17 protein-coding genes are annotated in these 15,922 nt (G+C 35.7%); 2 read left to right on the top strand and 15 right to left on the bottom strand.

The genetic code is table 11. The annotated features are described in order from the left end of the window. Positions 1–78 precede the first annotated feature (78 nt). From BR65_RS01340 to dapG, 10 genes are all read right to left on the bottom strand, one after another. Complete coding sequence (locus BR65_RS01340) at positions 79–1,266, bottom strand: nucleotidyltransferase (RefSeq protein WP_034536407.1); 1,188 nt, start codon at positions 1,264–1,266, stop codon at positions 79–81. Between the two features lie 15 nt (positions 1,267–1,281). Next, positions 1,282–3,102: a DNA helicase RecQ gene (gene recQ / locus BR65_RS01335; protein ID WP_201768287.1), complete on the bottom strand. Its 1,821-nt coding sequence runs from the start codon at positions 3,100–3,102 to the stop codon at positions 1,282–1,284. 47 nt (positions 3,103–3,149) lie between these two features. After that, positions 3,150–3,884: a class I SAM-dependent DNA methyltransferase gene (locus BR65_RS01330; RefSeq protein ID WP_034536406.1), complete on the bottom strand. Its 735-nt coding sequence runs from the start codon at positions 3,882–3,884 to the stop codon at positions 3,150–3,152. A 5-nt stretch (positions 3,885–3,889) separates the two neighbouring features. Next, the gene (gene rsfS, locus BR65_RS01325) at positions 3,890–4,246 is read right to left on the bottom strand and encodes a ribosome silencing factor (protein WP_023177370.1); all 357 of its coding nucleotides are present in this window, start codon (positions 4,244–4,246) and stop codon (positions 3,890–3,892) included. A 10-nt stretch (positions 4,247–4,256) separates the two neighbouring features. Next, the gene (gene yqeK / locus BR65_RS01320; RefSeq protein WP_211251494.1) at positions 4,257–4,844 is read right to left on the bottom strand and encodes a bis(5'-nucleosyl)-tetraphosphatase (symmetrical) YqeK; all 588 of its coding nucleotides are present in this window, start codon (positions 4,842–4,844) and stop codon (positions 4,257–4,259) included. A 10-nt stretch (positions 4,845–4,854) separates the two neighbouring features. Beyond that, complete coding sequence (locus tag BR65_RS01315; RefSeq protein WP_034536404.1) at positions 4,855–5,499, bottom strand: nicotinate-nucleotide adenylyltransferase; 645 nt, start codon at positions 5,497–5,499, stop codon at positions 4,855–4,857. 41 nt (positions 5,500–5,540) lie between these two features. Then, the gene (gene yhbY, locus BR65_RS01310) at positions 5,541–5,855 is read right to left on the bottom strand and encodes a ribosome assembly RNA-binding protein YhbY (protein WP_023177367.1); all 315 of its coding nucleotides are present in this window, start codon (positions 5,853–5,855) and stop codon (positions 5,541–5,543) included. A 50-nt stretch (positions 5,856–5,905) separates the two neighbouring features. Next, the gene (gene yqeH / locus BR65_RS01305) at positions 5,906–7,039 is read right to left on the bottom strand and encodes a ribosome biogenesis GTPase YqeH (protein ID WP_023177366.1); all 1,134 of its coding nucleotides are present in this window, start codon (positions 7,037–7,039) and stop codon (positions 5,906–5,908) included. Beyond that, the gene (locus BR65_RS01300) at positions 7,017–7,562 is read right to left on the bottom strand and encodes a YqeG family HAD IIIA-type phosphatase (protein WP_034536403.1); all 546 of its coding nucleotides are present in this window, start codon (positions 7,560–7,562) and stop codon (positions 7,017–7,019) included. Before BR65_RS01300 ends, yqeH begins: the two co-directional genes overlap by 23 nt. A 176-nt stretch (positions 7,563–7,738) precedes the next feature. After that, a complete protein-coding gene (gene dapG / locus BR65_RS01295; RefSeq protein ID WP_034536402.1) occupies positions 7,739–8,938 on the bottom strand; it encodes an aspartate kinase in 1,200 nt (399 codons plus the stop codon). Between the two features lie 241 nt (positions 8,939–9,179). Between dapG and BR65_RS01290 the strand changes: the two genes are divergently transcribed. After that, a complete protein-coding gene (locus BR65_RS01290) occupies positions 9,180–9,821 on the top strand; it encodes a copper homeostasis protein CutC (RefSeq protein ID WP_034536401.1) in 642 nt (213 codons plus the stop codon). Positions 9,822–9,885: 64 nt separating this feature from the next. Here the strand turns inward: BR65_RS01290 and thrB are convergent, their stop codons facing one another. The 4 genes from thrB to BR65_RS01270 all read right to left on the bottom strand — a co-directional run bounded on the left by thrB (position 9,886) and on the right by BR65_RS01270 (position 13,531). Then, positions 9,886–10,752: a homoserine kinase gene (thrB, locus tag BR65_RS01285; RefSeq protein WP_034536399.1), complete on the bottom strand. Its 867-nt coding sequence runs from the start codon at positions 10,750–10,752 to the stop codon at positions 9,886–9,888. Beyond that, the gene (gene thrC / locus BR65_RS01280; protein WP_034536398.1) at positions 10,749–11,807 is read right to left on the bottom strand and encodes a threonine synthase; all 1,059 of its coding nucleotides are present in this window, start codon (positions 11,805–11,807) and stop codon (positions 10,749–10,751) included. Before thrC ends, thrB begins: the two co-directional genes overlap by 4 nt. Beyond that, positions 11,807–13,096: a homoserine dehydrogenase gene (locus BR65_RS01275; RefSeq protein ID WP_034536397.1), complete on the bottom strand. Its 1,290-nt coding sequence runs from the start codon at positions 13,094–13,096 to the stop codon at positions 11,807–11,809. The genes thrC and BR65_RS01275 overlap by 1 nt, the downstream gene beginning before the upstream one ends. 201 nt (positions 13,097–13,297) lie before the next feature. Next, on the bottom strand, positions 13,298–13,531 hold the full coding sequence (locus BR65_RS01270) for a YkuJ family protein (RefSeq protein WP_007723100.1): 234 nt from the start codon (positions 13,529–13,531) through the stop codon (positions 13,298–13,300). Positions 13,532–13,704: 173 nt separating this feature from the next. Here BR65_RS01270 and BR65_RS01265 point away from each other — a divergent pair, with 173 nt between their 5' ends. Continuing rightward, positions 13,705–14,886, top strand: a complete 1,182-nt coding sequence (locus tag BR65_RS01265) for a pyridoxal phosphate-dependent aminotransferase (protein WP_023177359.1) — start codon at positions 13,705–13,707, stop codon at positions 14,884–14,886. 69 nt (positions 14,887–14,955) lie between these two features. Here BR65_RS01265 and BR65_RS01260 read toward each other — a convergent pair whose 3' ends face one another. Then, positions 14,956–15,843 (bottom strand): NAD(P)-dependent oxidoreductase, encoded by an 888-nt coding sequence (locus BR65_RS01260; RefSeq protein WP_034536396.1) that lies wholly within the window; start codon positions 15,841–15,843, stop codon positions 14,956–14,958. Positions 15,844–15,922 lie beyond the last annotated feature (79 nt).

Here is a 15,922-nt window from a genome sequence, read left to right as displayed (position 1 = left end):
CCTTTGTCAATGTATTTTACCTTACAGGTCTTCCTTATAAGAACTTGTTTTCATATGCATTTTCAAAAAAAATATATTTTATTTTACTGGCTGACGATAGTAATCTTGTTCTTTTATTAAACCCATTTGCCCCATTTGATAAATCTTACCTGCTTTTATATCAGTTGTCCACAAACTTTTATTTTTTTTAGTTACATTAGTGATCAATGGTAAAGTAAACTCTTTTTTCTTTTCTTTCAAGTAATTTCTTCCAGAAGGACTAAAACCTAACAAGTGAATGGCTCGCGGTTTTTTTATTTCCTCAACCATTTCGTCTTTTTTTAATTGTAATAAGATATATACACATAAACGCTGCAATTTAACCCAAGATACCCTTTTATTTTTCACCAATGAAATAAACTGTTCAAAACTTTCTGCCTCATGTACATATTCTTTTAATCGATATTCTATGCCTTCAGTTACCTGGTATATCGTACGCAATTCTTCAAGAGATTGTACTTCTATTTGATATTTTAAATAAGACCAATAATTTTCCCAACTAACTAGCGGTTTAGAGGTTACTAGTTTAAAACTGCAATCTGGCATGCTTAGTCTCAATTCTTCAAGTGCAGCATTATTCAACTGATTGCCAACTAATTTTTTTCGAATAGCTGTAGCACTTGAAAAATTCTGTTCCATCAATTCTTCATTATGATAATCAGATCCGACTCTTGTCGTCGTATAGAGTTCCATCGGATTTTTATGGCGCAGATTTTCCCTAGCATAAGCCAGCCCCAAGATATTATTCGGGGTAGAAAGAGAGAAAGTTTGATGAGGTGTAAGTTCTTCCAGAGTTTGAGCCATTTGAGTAGCATACGTCTGTCCTGAATTTTTATTTTCTTTGAATCGCTGATCAATCATAGCTTCATTTTGATTTAGGAAATGAGCCATCTGTTGATAGTCTTTACTGTCACCAGATTCTGAACCAAAGCAAATAGCGTCACATCCTAAAGCATGTAATAAACAAACTGATCCTTTAGCAAAATAATCTGCTGGTTGCGCACTAAATGAAACTGGCAATTCGATGACTAAATCTGCCCCAGCTGCTAAAGCCATTTGTGTTCTAGCCCATTTATCTACAATGGCTGGTTCACCTCGTTGCAGGAAGTTCCCACTCATAACAGCAATGACTACTTCAGCGCCAGATAATTCTCTTGTTTTTTCTAGATGATACACGTGTCCGTTGTGCAAGGGATTATATTCTACAACTACACCACAACTTTTCATAGTAAAGCCCTCTCTTTAACTGGTTACTTTAGTTTGTCTTAAAAATGTTAAAAAAGCTTCGCCATACTTCTCTAATTTATTTTCACCCACACCTTTTACTTTTAACATTTCTGTTTCAGTTTGAGGCATAAGGACACACATCTGATGCAATGTTTCATCTGAAAAAATAACATAGGGTGGCACTTTTTGCTCAGTAGCAAATGTGCGTCTCAGTTCTCTTAATTGATCAAACAAAGCATCGTCTACTGCTACTTTTTGCGCCACTTTTGCTTGTTTTCTAGTGACTGTCATTTCCCCTTTTAATACTGTAACAGCTTTTTCTGTTAATTTTAAAATAGGGTACTGGCCATCAGTAGGAGCTAAGAATTTTTCTGCCGTTAAATAATCAATTAGCTGTGTCACTTCTTTTTGAGGGACACCTTTCATTAATCCATAGGTTGATAGTTCTTCGAAATGCCATTGAGTGACCTTTTTATCTTTAGATCCGGTTAGAACTTTCATGATAAGTGATTTTCCATAGGTTTCACCCATTCGTTTCACACAAGACAACACTTTTTGGGTTTCTAATGTAATATCAATCGCTTCACGATCGTCTAGACAATTGCTGCATCTGCCACAATCGTTGCATTGATCTCCAAAATATTCAACAATATAACGTTGCAAACATACTTGTGTCGAACCGTATTGTGCCATCTCTCTTAATTTTCGATATTCTTGATTCTTCAATTCTTCCATTAACTCTGATTGGTCAATAAAAAATTTTTGAATCTGCATATCTTGAGGAGAAAATAATAAAATAGCATCACTTGGCAATCCATCTCGACCCGCACGGCCTGCTTCTTGATAATATGCCTCAATATTTTTGGGAATTTGATAATGAATCACAAATCGGACATTACTTTTATCGATACCCATTCCAAATGCATTTGTCGCTACCATTACCGTAACTTCATCATAAAGAAATTTTTCTTGCCAATCGTTTCGTTCATCTTCCCTCAGCCCGCCATGGTATTTTCCAGCTTTAATCTTTTTGGCGTTCAATAATTCATAAATACGTTCCACTTCTTTTCGGGTACTAGCATAAACGATTCCCGATTGCCCTTTATTTACTGTTAAATAATCCAGTAAAAAGCGATTTCGTTCTTGTCCTTTCACCACTTGAAAGGCTAAATTATCACGCTCAAATCCCGTTTTCACACGATTATCCGGATCAATATCCAACAACTGCAATATATCATTCGAAACAATTGGAGTCGCTGTAGCAGTCAAAGCTAATACAACAGGGCGATAATCCAATTGTTGAATAGACTCGCCTAAAGATAAATAACTTGGTCTGAAGTCGTGACCCCACTGAGAAATACAATGCGCTTCATCGATAGCTATCATTGAAATGGTTATTGCATGCATCAAATAAAAAATTTCTTCTGTTTGGAATCTTTCCGGAGCAACATAGATTAATTTATACTCACCATTTACGGCTTTTTTTAAACGTGCATTCATCTCGACAGCTGTTAGTGTACTATTTAAATAAGTAGCGGGTATCCCTAATTCTGTTAAGGCATCAACTTGATCTTTCATTAGCGATATAAGAGGCGATACTACTATGGTCACCCCTTCGAAAACTAGAGAAGGAATCTGGTAACAAAGAGATTTCCCACCACCTGTAGGCATAATAGCTAATGTATCTTTTCCTTGCAGGACCTTTTCAATAACTTCTTTTTGTCCCGTTTTAAATTCGGTAAACCCGTACGTTTCTTGCAATACTTGATAAGCCTGTGTTAACAAAGTACCTCTCCTTTCTTGAGGAATCGTTATGTAAAAAAACAGAAAAATCATAGTTGATTTTTCTGTTTTTCATTAAAAAAGTTTCATTCATAAACGATTTATTTGGTACAAACAAAAAACCAACGAGGGCTTTCATTTGTTATTTCTGCATCTCCAAAATCCGCACTTACTTCAATTGAAGAAAAACCGGCTTTAGAGAGCATATTTTTATATTGTTCTAATGGATATGTTCGTTCATTATGTGTTTCATCATAACGCATATAGTTGTCTGACTCTTCATCATACACAAAGAAAGTTAGATCATGTTCAACAGAATGTTCTTTCTCACCTGCATAGCTTGTCCATAAGAAACTGATGTCTTCAGATTGATCATTAAACATATAGCCTGGAAAGACAGTATCCGTTTGATAAATAGAATGAACATCGAATAAAAATTTCCCGCCATCTGTTAATACATTATAGACCTGTTGAAAAACTTTATATACCGCTTCTTCATCAGGCATATAACAAAGTGAATCTGAAAAACAAGTTACAGCTTCAAATTGTCCGATTTCAGAAAGATCCATCATATCTGCCTCAATTAAAGGAAGGGCTACTTCTTCTTTCCTAGCACGTTCATAAGCCAGGCTCAACATATTTTCAGATAGATCTAATCCCGTTACATCATACCCTCTTTTAGACAGCGCTACAGCTAAAGCTCCAGTTCCACAAGCAAGTTCCAGTAATTTTGGACTCTTATTTTGAAATTGACTGTCTACAAATACTCCCCAACGGTCATAAAGTGTTTCATCCATAATTGCATCATATACTTGTGCAAAAACTTGATAACTCATCTTTCTTAAACCATATTTGTGATGTCTACCAAAGGAGCATCACTCCATAATTTTTCAAGATTATAAAACGAACGTTCAGAATAGTGGAATACATGTACAATCACTTCTCCAAGGTCAATTAATAACCATTTAGATGATTCACGTCCTTCAACTCTTCTTACATCCATTCCAGCTTTTTCAGCTTGATCGATGATTTCTTCAGAAATAGCTTTGACTTGTTTTTCACTGTTCCCATGCATCACAATAAAGCAATCTGCTAAAATAGAGATTTTGCTCACATCCATTGCAATAATGTCCTCTGCTCTCTTATCATCTGCTGCTTTTACAACTAATTCTACTAATTTCATGCTTTCGTTTTCCATATTGTTCCTCCTAAGGATTTGCTACCCATTTATTATAAGTAGCAATTGTTTTTGGATAAATTCTTCTATTTTTTTCAATCAAATAGTGCAATGTTTGTTTTGTTTCGTAACCAACAGCTGCTTGTAAATCGTCTGCAGCAAGGGTACGGACTTGTTCTACACCGGGAAAATCTCTGCCAGGTTCTATATAATCGGCAACATAAATCACTTGCTCCAATAAAGACATCTTTTCTGCACCAACAGTATGATGTTTGATTGCATTTAAAATATCTAGATTTGAAATACCTAACTCACGCTCTACTAAAAGAGCTCCTAAAGGGCCATGCCAAATATTGCTCCCATAATCAAGCCACTCTAAATCAAGCTTTTCATGGGAAATCAACTCTCGCATTTCTTTATCGCTGCGTTCTTTAGCATAATCATGAGTTAGAGCTGCAATACTGGCTTTCTCAATGGATACACCGTATCTTTCAGCCAGTTGAACAGCGGCTTGCTCTACACCTAATACATGTTGGAATCTTTTCGAACTTATTTGGCTTTGAACAGCTTCGATCAATTCATTTCTAGTTAAGGATACGTATTTTTTTGAATAGACGATTTGATTTATATTAGTTGTCATCAAGATACAACCCTTCTTGACGGATATACTTTAATGTCTTTTCAGGAATCAAATAATTTACCGGACAGTTCATTTTCAAGTTTTTCCTTAATAGAGTTGAGCTGATGTCCATTGAAGGAACGTCTACCCAAATAATGGGATAAGGACTAAAAATTGGGTAACCTGGACGATTAACACCAACAAACTCCACGAGTTGAGCCAGTTCATCAATTTTGTACCATTTAGGCAAATATTCAACCATATCCCCACCAATAATAAAGTAGTACTCTGTATCTGGATTTTCTTCCTTCAGTTTTACTATTGTATCATAGGTGTAACTTTTCCCACCGCGTTCAATTTCTGCTTTCTCAACATTAAAATAGTCATTATCCTCAGTAGCCAATTCTACCATTCGAAGACGATGAGCAGCATCGATCGCTTTTTTTTCATCTTGATGCGGAGGATTTGCACTTGGCATAAAATAAATTTTCTCTAACCCGAGTTGATGGCAAACTTGATCGGCGATAACTAAATGACCAATATGTGGAGGGTTAAAGGTCCCACCCAGGATGCCCACTCTTCTCTTTGGTTGAATATCCAATTCGATTTCAGTTAATACTTGTGTCTTATTAGTAGAAAAAGATTGCCTTTTCAAGCTAATCACCTTTCTTCATGAAAATAGTATAGATCAAACGTTTATTTTGTTCTTGGTATTTCAGTAGAAACACGTCGATATTTTTCTTGAGTAGATGGCTTAAATAGTACGATTACACGACCAATTATTTGAACAGCATCACAACCGATTTCTTTTTCAAGAACCGCTGCTACTTCTTCAGCTACTTCATCTGTATTTTGCAATAAACCAACTTTGATTAATTCTCTTTTTTCTAAAGCTTCACTAATTTGTACGATAACTTCTTTGTTTAAACCATTTTTTCCTATTTGAAAAATGGGATTTAAATGATGTGCTTTACTTCTTAAAAAACGTTTTTGTTTACCAGTTAATTTCATTCTATTCACTCCATTAAGACCTTAACGATCTTTTCTACTTTATTTTCTAGTTATATCAAAGATTTTCGAATCAGAACATCGATTCCTTTAGGAGCCCATCCTGCTACGATACATCCCGGTTCATTTACCGTTACCCAGCCAAGACCTGCAAAAACAATATCCGCTTTTTCTTTAACAGAAAATTCAAAACGAACTAATTCGGGGAAACCTTCAACTTCGTCTTCACGAGGTGGTTGTAATAATTTACCTACTTGTTTTTGGTATAATTCATCTGCTTTTTCTAATTTTGTACGGTGAATATGCAAATCATTCGAAGTAAAACATGTAAAGGAATGTCTGCCGCCTTTTAAGTAATCAAAACGTGCTACTCCGCCAAAGAATAATGTTTGTCCTTCATTCAATTGATAAACAACTGGTTTAATCTCTTTTTTAGGCGCAATCAATTTTAAATCTTTATCGCCTAAAACATGAGCCATTTGATGACGATGGATAATACCCGGTGTATCAATCAAGAATTTTCCATCATCTAATGGAATTTCTATGCGGTCCAGCGTTGTTCCTGGGAATTGAGATGTTGTAATCAAGTCTTGCACACCAGCTGTAGATTTAATAATTTGATTGATTAATGTTGATTTTCCAACATTAGTCACACCTACTACAAAAACATTACGCCCTTTACGGTGTTTTTCAATAGCATCCAATAAAATTTCCATTTCAGCTGGTTTCATTGCGCTTGTCAATAAAACATCATCTGGTCGTAATCCTTCTTCATGAGCACGTTCACGCAACCATTGGGTCATTTTGCCGCGTTTTAGTGATTTAGGAAGCAAATCTACTTTATTTCCTACAAGCAGTACTGGATTATTTCCAACAAAACGGTGCAATCCAGGTATCAAACTACCATTGAAATCAAAAATATCAATAACGTTAACAATTAAGGCGTCTTCAGAACCTAATTCATTAAGTAATCTTAAAAAGTCATCGTCAGTTAATTGAACGTCTTGTATCTCATTATAATGGCGTAATCTAAAACAACGTTGGCAATATACTTCGCCTTTTTCTAGTCCTTTTTCTAAGGCTGAAGCTGGAGTATAGCCTAAAGCTTCTTTGTTCGTTGTTTGTATAATGGCTCCGCAACCAATACAACGAATTTCTTCCTCATTATTTAATTCTTTTGTCGTCATTTATTGACTTCCTCCATCTCATTGTTGGATCTTTTTTAATCATATAGTTCATTATATGCAATTCCATAAAACGATTAAATCGAGTATTCCAAGCGTCAGTATCCAATATCGGTTTTACTAATACATTACGGATCCCCGCTAGGTTTGCTCCCCAAATATCAGTCATGATTTGATCTCCTACCATGATGATCTCATCACTGGACAAATTCAATTTTTTACTTGCTCTTTTAAATCCAACTGTTGTGGGTTTTAAAGCTCTAGAAACATAATCTAAATGTAATACCTTAGCTACACGTTCAACACGCACTGCCTTGTTATTAGATAGAATCACGACAGGTATTCCTGCTTCTTCCATCACATTGATCCATTCAATTAGTTCTTGGGTTCCATCTGGATTGTTCCAAGCAATCAAAGTATTGTCTAAGTCGGTTAAGACAGCTTTTATGTTTTGAGCTTTTAACTGCTCTGGTGTGATATGGTAAATAGCTTCTACCATCCATGTCGGCTTAAATATATTCAACATTTTTTCTCCCTACTCACTAAAAGAGGAGTACCTCTTACAGTACTCCTCTAGTCTACTATTTACTTAATTATACGCCAAAATAACAAAAAAACAATCTTTAGCAAGCTTTTTTAGGCTAATTCTCATATGATAGACTTATTTAAGCCTTTAATAGAATTGACTGGCTCTTGTTCCAATTAATTGGATTGTAAAAAAGCTTCATGCAATTCCGTTAACGCTTCTTTTAAATCTTTTTCTTCAATCAGGATCCAAATAGTTGTATAGCTGTCAGCAGATTGATAAATTGGAATGTTTAATTTTGCCATTGCGGTAACAATTTTAGCTGTTACTCCAGGAACACCTGTAATACCAGCACCTACTATAGCTACCTTCGCACAGTTCTCATGAGTGGCGTAACTAATCTTTTGTTCATTTAATAGTTCTTTCGCTTTTTCAGAAATAGTTTGCGGAAGGGTAAAAACTATTTTCCCAGGAAATATGTTAATGAAATCTAAACTAAAACCTGATTGAGCTAAAAGATTAAATAAGGATTCTTGCAATTCTTTGGTGGTTTCAATTGTAAATTGCACGAGATGTGGCACATGTGCAATTCCTGTTACCAAGCGTTGTGGATCGCTTTGCATTTTTGTATTTGTAATAAGTGTCCCCGTATCGGTTACTGATTGGTAAGTAGAACGAATGCGAATAGGAATACCCGCTTGTTGTGCAATTTCAACTGCTTTAGGATCAATAACTTTTGCTCCTTCGTGTGCCATGTTGCTCACTTCATTGTAACTCACGACTTTTAAAAACTGTGCCTTTTCAACTAATCGAGGATCAGCAGTCATCATGCCAGATACATCTGTAAAGATGTCGATACACGCTGCTTTAAAAGCACCACCTAATAAAGCAGCAGTCGTATCGCTGCCTCCGCGTCCAATGGTTGTCACATGCCCATTATCGCTTACTCCTTGGAATCCTGCTACTACTACAACATCATTTATTTTCAAATATTCATAAATGGCAGAAGTATCGACATCTTGAACTTTCGCTTGCCCAAAATCTTCATTCGTTCGAATACCTGCACTTTGGCCTGTTAAACCTACTGCGTGAATACCATTTTTTTTCAACTGGTTTGTAAATACAGCAGTTGATATTGTTTCGCCAACTGATAACAACATATCACGTTCTCTTAAATCTAAATAGCTCTTTTCTCCATCAATTAAAGATAAGAGCGAATCGGTTGCGTAAGGATCGCCCATTCTTCCGATTGCTGATACAACAACGATTACTTTATATCCAGATGAAATAGCATGTTTGATATGTTTTTCTGCAGATAACCGGCTTTCTTCATCTTTTACTGATGTGCCGCCAAATTTTTGAACTAAAATTTTCATTTTACTACCATCCTTTAAACCTACTTGGCTGTAAAAAATTATTACTGTCAAGTTATCTTTAATTTTTCATTAGTATTCCTGCTTTATTATAGCGAAGACAATCCTTAGATTCAATTTATCTTACAAATTTCATAGAACTATTTAGTTATTTTTTTGCTATACTACTATTGATTAGCCTATTTAGAAAAAAACTAAGGATTTGTACTTTGCTTATAAACCTTTAAAAAAGGAGTTTACAATTATGTATTTAAAAGAAGTATGTTTAGAAAATTATAGTTCTATCCCTAAAGCAATTGCAAAAGGGGCCACTAGAATAGAATTATGCGATTATTTAAGTAGTGGTGGAACAACAGTCAGCAAAGGTGTTATGCATGAAGCAGCAGATTATTGTGCAGAAAAAATGATACCTTTAATGGCTATCATCCGCCCTCGATCTGGTAATTTTGTCTATAATGACAGTGAATTAAAAATCATGGGCTACGATCTTATAGAAGCACGTAATTTAGGTTTAGATGGAGTCGTATTCGGCTGCTTAACAGAGGACAATTGGATTGACGAGGATGCAATGGAACAATTATTAGAAGAAGCTTATGGCTTACAAGTAACTTTCCACATGGCATTTGATGCTATTCCAGTTGAAAAGCAATTTGAAGCTATCAATTGGTTAGCTGATCGTGGTGTGCAAAGAATCTTAACTCATGGTGGAAATTCGCATGTTCCAATCGAAGAAACGTTGCCCCATCTAAAAAAACTAGTAGACTATGCAAAAGATCGAATTCTTATTCTCCCAGGTGGAGGAATAACCAATGAAAATGCTGCTGACATTCAGCAATACCTTGGTGTAACAGAACTGCACGGATCAAAACTAGTCGGCGAGCTTTAAAAATTTACTCGAAGGAACTAGCTTTATAAAAAACGAGTCAGGAAAAATTTCCTGACTCGTTTTTTTATGCTTGTACTTTCAAACCCTCTCGTTCAACCTGAACTTTTTGCACAGTTGTATCATTGAAATTGGCTTTTACTACTTTCCTTATAGCATCTAAGCTTGAGTAAGGAGCTAAAATCAAGACAGTGGAACCAGCACCACTTAAAAAGGTAGCGTGCGCTCCATTTTTCTTTGCTAATTCCCGAATCGGTACTAAATGAGGCACCAGTTCTTTGCGATAGTTTTCATGCCATAAGTCATTTTCTATCATTGCGCCAGCTAAATTCAAGTCATCCGCTAAAATAGCTGAGATCATCACATTACTGATAGAACTTGCTTGGACCGCTTGTGCATAAGCCAATTTTTCCGGCAGTACTTCCCGACTTTCCTTTGTCAGCAATTCATGGTTTGGAATGACTGCTAAGATGCCGGTATCTGGAAACGTATGTTTTACAGCAAAAGTACTGTCTTTTATTTTGCTGGCTATCACAAAATCGCCTAATATAGCTGGTGCCGCATTATCAGGATGTCCTTCTAGATTAGAAGCAATCGCCACTTTCTCTTTTTTGCTTAACTTTAATTCAGCAAGTTGATTAGCCAATTCAATTCCTGCAACAATGGCTGCTGAACTACTTCCTAATCCACGCGTTGCCGGTATCTCACTTTCCATCCATAGTTCTCGAGGTTGGATATTCGGAACAAGCGAAAGAGCCGTTTTGATAATCAGGTTTGTTTCATCGCTTGGAATATTTTCTCCAAGGGTATGATGAATCACCCAACTTTCCGTTTCAGGCCCAACTTCTAGCGTCAGATATAAATTTAAAGCTAACCCACAGGAATCAAAACCTGGCCCTAGATTTGATGTTGTTCCTGGTACAATTATTTTCATAATTTTTCAACCCCTGCTTGCAAATGTTTCCTCATATCTTCTAAGTCATCCATCTTTGAAATAGGAATAGTTGTGACTTCAAGTGCTGTATCTGGATCTTTCAAACCATTTCCTGTAAATACACAGACAACAGTTTCGCCTTTTTTAATAGCACCACCTTTAACATCTTTAATCACTCCTGCTAAAGAAGCAGCAGATCCCGGTTCAATAAATACACCATCCATAGCAGCAACTTTTCGATAAGCATTGATAATTTCATCATCTGTAACAAAATCTATTTTACCTTTGGATTCATCTCGAGCAGCCTCAGCTAATTTCCAGCTAGCTGGATTTCCAATTCTAATAGCCGTTGCAATCGTTTCAGGATACTCAATAATTTCCCCTTGGACAATCGCAGCTGCTCCTTCTGCTTCATACCCATGCATCCTAGGTAGCCCTGTTTGCTTTATCTCATTCCATTCTTTAAACCCTTTCCAATAAGCAGAAATATTCCCAGCATTCCCAACTGGAATTGCTAATACATCTGGCGCTTTTCCCAGATCTTCACAAACTTCAAAAGCGGCTGTTTTTTGCCCTTCAATTCGATAAGGGTTTACCGAATTGACTAGAGTAACAGCTTCCGTTTCAGCTAACTTTCGAACTGATTTTAAAGCTTGATCAAAGTTACCTTGGATCGAGATAATATCAGCACCATACATGACGGCTTGTGCCAATTTACCCATAGCAATTTTTCCATCCGGAATAACAATATAGGCTTTAAGTCCTGCACGTGTAGCATATGCCGCAGCTGCAGCACTTGTATTTCCAGTTGATGCACAAATGATCGCTTTTGCTCCTTCTTCTTTTGCTTTAGCAACTGCCATAACCATTCCACGATCTTTAAATGAACCAGTAGGATTTAGTCCCTCATATTTTCCATAAAGTGTTACACCCAATTCTTTCGAAAGATTAGTTAACGGAATCAAAGGTGTGTTCCCTTCATACAAAGAAATCATGGGTGTTTTATCTGTTACTGGCAATTGATCTTTATATTTTTCAAGTAATCCTTGATACATTAATTTCCCTCCATCACTTTAAAGCAAACAAGTAAATTCATTTCGTTTGTGTCTTTAAAGGCATTTATTAATTCCTTTTGCTGCGCTTTAGTAATTTTATGTGTCACTATCACTACTTTTGCCATATCGCTTGAAAGGGGTTGTTGTATAATTTGGTCAAAACCAATATCAAATTGGCTAAATAATTTTGTAAGTGCCAAAAATTGTCCTGTTTTATCTTGCATTTCAATGGCAATGTAATACTTATTGAATACTTTTGTATCCTCTGCAAGATTCGTTTCATGCTGATAGGAACTAAAGACATTACCACTTGTGCCTAAACGTATATTTTTGGCTACTGTAATCACATCGCTTACCACACTATTTGCGGTCGGCAGTTCTCCAGCTCCAGGACCATAGTACATGGTTTCTCCAACAGCCGCACCTACTACAAAGACAGCATTGTTCTCATTTTGAACACTTGCTAGTGGATGATTTACTGGTACTAATATAGGACCTACATCTACGCTAATTCGACTTTCACTTTGAATAGCTGATCCAATCAATTTAATTTTATAGCCTAGTCTCTCAGCCATTTTAATATCTTCTTGTTGTAAATCACGAATCCCTTTAGTTTCAATTTGGTCTAGTTCCACATTCATTCCAAAAGCTAAACGTGTTAATATAACCATTTTACGAGCAGCATCAATACCGTCAACGTCATTTGTTGGATCACTTTCAGCAAAACCTAATTCTTGTGCTTCTTTCAAAGCCTCACTATAAGATTTCCCTTCATTTGTCATTTGTGACAAGATGAAATTTGTTGTTCCATTAACAATACCAAAAACCTTTTGTATTTCGTCAGAAGCTAGACTATCTACAATCGTACGTAAAATTGGGATTCCACCTGCAACACTCGCTTCATAGTATAAATCACAGTTGTATTCTTTTGCTAGAGCGACTAATTCATTCCCATGCAAAGCAATTAAATCTTTATTTGCTGTAACAACGTGTTTTCCAGCTGTCAACGCCTTTTTAATATACTCTTTTGCTTGATCGATACTTCCCATAACTTCCACTACAATGTCTATTTCAGGATCATTTATAATTTCATCTGCATCCATGGTCAACTCTACTCCATCCGCAATTGATCCACGTTGTTTCTTCAGGTCTCGTACCAAAACTTTTTTCACTTTTAAAGTTGTTCCTGTTACTTGATTTAACTTCGGCTCATGGTTCTTTAAAATACGTAATACACCACTTCCAACCGTTCCAAATCCTAAAATACCTATTCGCAATTGGTCTGCCATATACTTTCTCCTTCATTTCCCATTTCTTTAAAATGAGTTTTAAACAACCTTACTCTCATTTTTTTTTAATCATCAGTATATTTAGTATAACCATTTTTGAAAAAATTGCTAGTTAGAAAAAAATAAAAAAAGACCGATAAAAAATTCTTAAAGAATTTTTTATCGGTCTTTAGTAGATAAACCTTTATTACTAAAGTTATATTAATCTTGAAGCAATTCAAATATTTCCATAGCAACTAAGTCTACATCATCAAATTGATATACTTGTTGAGTAGAGGTTTCTAACAATTCAAATGTTTCAGTTTTTGCATCGTACGTAATAACACAACGTTCGTTTCCTTCTTTTTCAAATCGACGAACTTGAACTTCACTTTCTGTATCTTCTAGCATAGCTTCCAATCGGCGAATAATCCCAACTAATTGTGAAGTTGTCATAATTTCGTGCCCCTTTCAAACTTAACTCAGTAATCATTCTACCAGAATTTTTTATAAAAGACAGTAAACTTACCCTATTTTCATAAAAAAATAATCTTTATAGAAAAAAAGCCGAATCTTTTAAAGATCTTATGTTAATATAGTTGCAATACACATCCAAGGAGGCAAACGCAATGAACCCATTACAGGATCGTTTTAATAATCAAACCTACAAAATTGAAGTTTCAGATATTCGTAAATTTGACGAGCGTGTATCTATAATAGATGGCATGCTTAAATTAACGTTAGGTGAACCAGACTTCAATACACCTAGCCATATTAAAGAAGCTGCTATAGACGCAATTACTGCTAATCAGTCACATTACACAGGGATGGCTGGAGATATCAACTTACGAGAAGCAGCCTCTATCTTCATGAAGAAAAAATACGCTGTGTCTTATAGCCCCAAAAATGAAGTCTTAGTAACCGTTGGTGCCACTGAAGCTATATCTGCTTCGTTACTAGCCATTCTAAATCCTGGCGATAAAATATTGGTCCCTTCGCCTATTTTTCCAGGTTACGAGCCATTGATCACTCTGAGTCAAGCTATACCTGTTTTTATTGACACAAGCGTTAACGGGTTTGTATTAACTCCTGGAATGATTGATACTGCAATGAAAGAACACGGCAATGATGTCAAAGCCATTATTTTAAATTATCCAAGCAACCCTACTGGTGTTACCTACTTACGAGAAGAAGTTAAAGCTCTTGCAGAAACCATCAAAAAATATCCTATATTTGCTATCAGTGATGAAATCTACAGTGAACTAACGTATGATAATGAACATGTTTCTATTGCTGAGTATATGAGAGATCAAACCATCATCATTAATGGCTTATCAAAATCTCATGCTATGACTGGATGGAGAATCGGTTTTATCTTTGCACCAGAAGAACTTATAAGCCAAATTATTAAGGTCCATCAATATCTTGTAACTTGTGCCTCTTCTATCTCTCAAAAAGGAGCGTTAGCGGCTTTAACTACTGGAATAGACGATGCACTACCAATGAAAAAAGAATACCGTAAAAGAAGAGATTATTTATTTGAAGAATTTACCCAGTTGGGTTTTGAAGTTGCCCGTCCAAACGGTGCGTTTTATCTTTTTGCAAAAATTCCAGAAGGGCATTTACAAAATAGCATGAGCTTTTGTATTGATTTAGCTGAAAAAAACAAGCTTGCTTTAATACCAGGATCTGCTTTTGGAAGCGCTGGGGAAGGCTACATACGCATCAGTTATGCTGCCAGCATGGAAAAATTAGAAGAAGCGGTAAAAAGATTGCGCAGCTATATGACTATTCCTCCTAAAGCTGTTTAATACTTACTAAAAAATACTGCACGCCATAAGATCGACGATCTTATAGCGTGCAGTACTTTTATTTATTTATTAATTATTAGGACGTTGACCTTCCGGCCACCATAATTTAATAATAGCTTGTGTCCCATCGTTTTCAAAACCATTTTGTGCTAAATCTTCATATAGTTCTTTAGCTTGACGAGTAGCTGGTAAATCTAATGACATTTTTTCTGCCTCGTCCAATGCAATTTTTAAGTCTTTAATAAAATGTTTAACAAAAAATCCAGCGGTATAGTCTTCTTTAAGAATTCGTGGTGCATAATTTGCTAATGACCAATTTTGCGCACTGCCTCCACCAACTGTATCCAATACTTTTTCAAGATCTAAGTTTGCGGCATTAGCATAAACCAATAGCTCAGCCATTCCAGTCATTGTACCAGCAATCATAATTTGATTAGCCATTTTAGTGTGCTGTCCACTGCCTGCTTTTCCCTGTAAGTTCACTTTAGCAGAAAATAAATCAAAAACGGGTTTTACTTTTTCATAAGTACTTTCATCTCCACCTACCATAACAGTCAAGGTTCCATTTTTCGCTCCTAAATCTCCTCCAGAAACTGGAGCATCAAGAACTTTAATACCTCTTTTATTACCTTCTTCATATAATTTTTGAGCCAATGTAGGGGTACTAGTCGTCATATCTACTAAGATATGATTTTCAGTAGCTGTCTTAAAAATACCATTTTCGCCAAAATAAGTTTCTTCTACATCTTGCGGATATCCAACAATTGTAAAAACAAGTTCATTCTTTTCTGTTACTTCAGCTGGAGTATCAGCCCATTTTGCTCCTAAACTAATCAACTCATCTGCTTTACTCTTAGTACGATTATAGACTGTTACAGAATAATCAGCTGCTAATAAGTGTTTAACAATTGAAGCACCCATTACTCCCGTTCCAATAAAACCTATCTTTTTTGTCACTCTGATCCTCTCCTTTATATCAACTGATTCTAGTATATCAGTTCTAATAAGGAAAACGCATTATTTTAAATAAATACAT

Origin of the sequence: Carnobacterium inhibens subsp. inhibens DSM 13024, assembly GCF_000746825.1 — a bacterium.
GTDB lineage: Bacteria > Bacillota > Bacilli > Lactobacillales > Carnobacteriaceae > Carnobacterium_B > Carnobacterium_B inhibens.
Note: the sequence above shows the minus strand (reverse complement) of the source record. Positions and strands in the feature narration are given on the sequence as shown.

What these genes read in the sequence shown, in the direction of transcription:
- BR65_RS01340 (WP_034536407.1), bottom strand. Translation starts at nt 1,266, where the DNA reads ATGAAAAGTTGTGGTGTAGTTGTAGAATATAATCCCTTGCACAACGGA.
- recQ (WP_201768287.1), bottom strand. Translation starts at nt 3,102, where the DNA reads ATGATTTTTCTGTTTTTTTACATAACGATTCCTCAAGAAAGGAGAGGT.
- BR65_RS01330 (WP_034536406.1), bottom strand. Translation starts at nt 3,884, where the DNA reads ATGAGTTATCAAGTTTTTGCACAAGTATATGATGCAATTATGGATGAA.
- rsfS (WP_023177370.1), bottom strand. Translation starts at nt 4,246, where the DNA reads ATGGAAAACGAAAGCATGAAATTAGTAGAATTAGTTGTAAAAGCAGCA.
- yhbY (WP_023177367.1), bottom strand. Translation starts at nt 5,855, where the DNA reads ATGAAATTAACTGGTAAACAAAAACGTTTTTTAAGAAGTAAAGCACAT.
- yqeH (WP_023177366.1), bottom strand. Translation starts at nt 7,039, where the DNA reads ATGACGACAAAAGAATTAAATAATGAGGAAGAAATTCGTTGTATTGGT.
- BR65_RS01300 (WP_034536403.1), bottom strand. Translation starts at nt 7,562, where the DNA reads ATGTTGAATATATTTAAGCCGACATGGATGGTAGAAGCTATTTACCAT.
- dapG (WP_034536402.1), bottom strand. Translation starts at nt 8,938, where the DNA reads ATGAAAATTTTAGTTCAAAAATTTGGCGGCACATCAGTAAAAGATGAA.
- BR65_RS01290 (WP_034536401.1), top strand. Translation starts at nt 9,180, where the DNA reads ATGTATTTAAAAGAAGTATGTTTAGAAAATTATAGTTCTATCCCTAAA.
- thrB (WP_034536399.1), bottom strand. Translation starts at nt 10,752, where the DNA reads ATGAAAATAATTGTACCAGGAACAACATCAAATCTAGGGCCAGGTTTT.
- thrC (WP_034536398.1), bottom strand. Translation starts at nt 11,807, where the DNA reads ATGTATCAAGGATTACTTGAAAAATATAAAGATCAATTGCCAGTAACA.
- BR65_RS01275 (WP_034536397.1), bottom strand. Translation starts at nt 13,096, where the DNA reads ATGGCAGACCAATTGCGAATAGGTATTTTAGGATTTGGAACGGTTGGA.
- BR65_RS01270 (WP_007723100.1), bottom strand. Translation starts at nt 13,531, where the DNA reads ATGACAACTTCACAATTAGTTGGGATTATTCGCCGATTGGAAGCTATG.
- BR65_RS01265 (WP_023177359.1), top strand. Translation starts at nt 13,705, where the DNA reads ATGAACCCATTACAGGATCGTTTTAATAATCAAACCTACAAAATTGAA.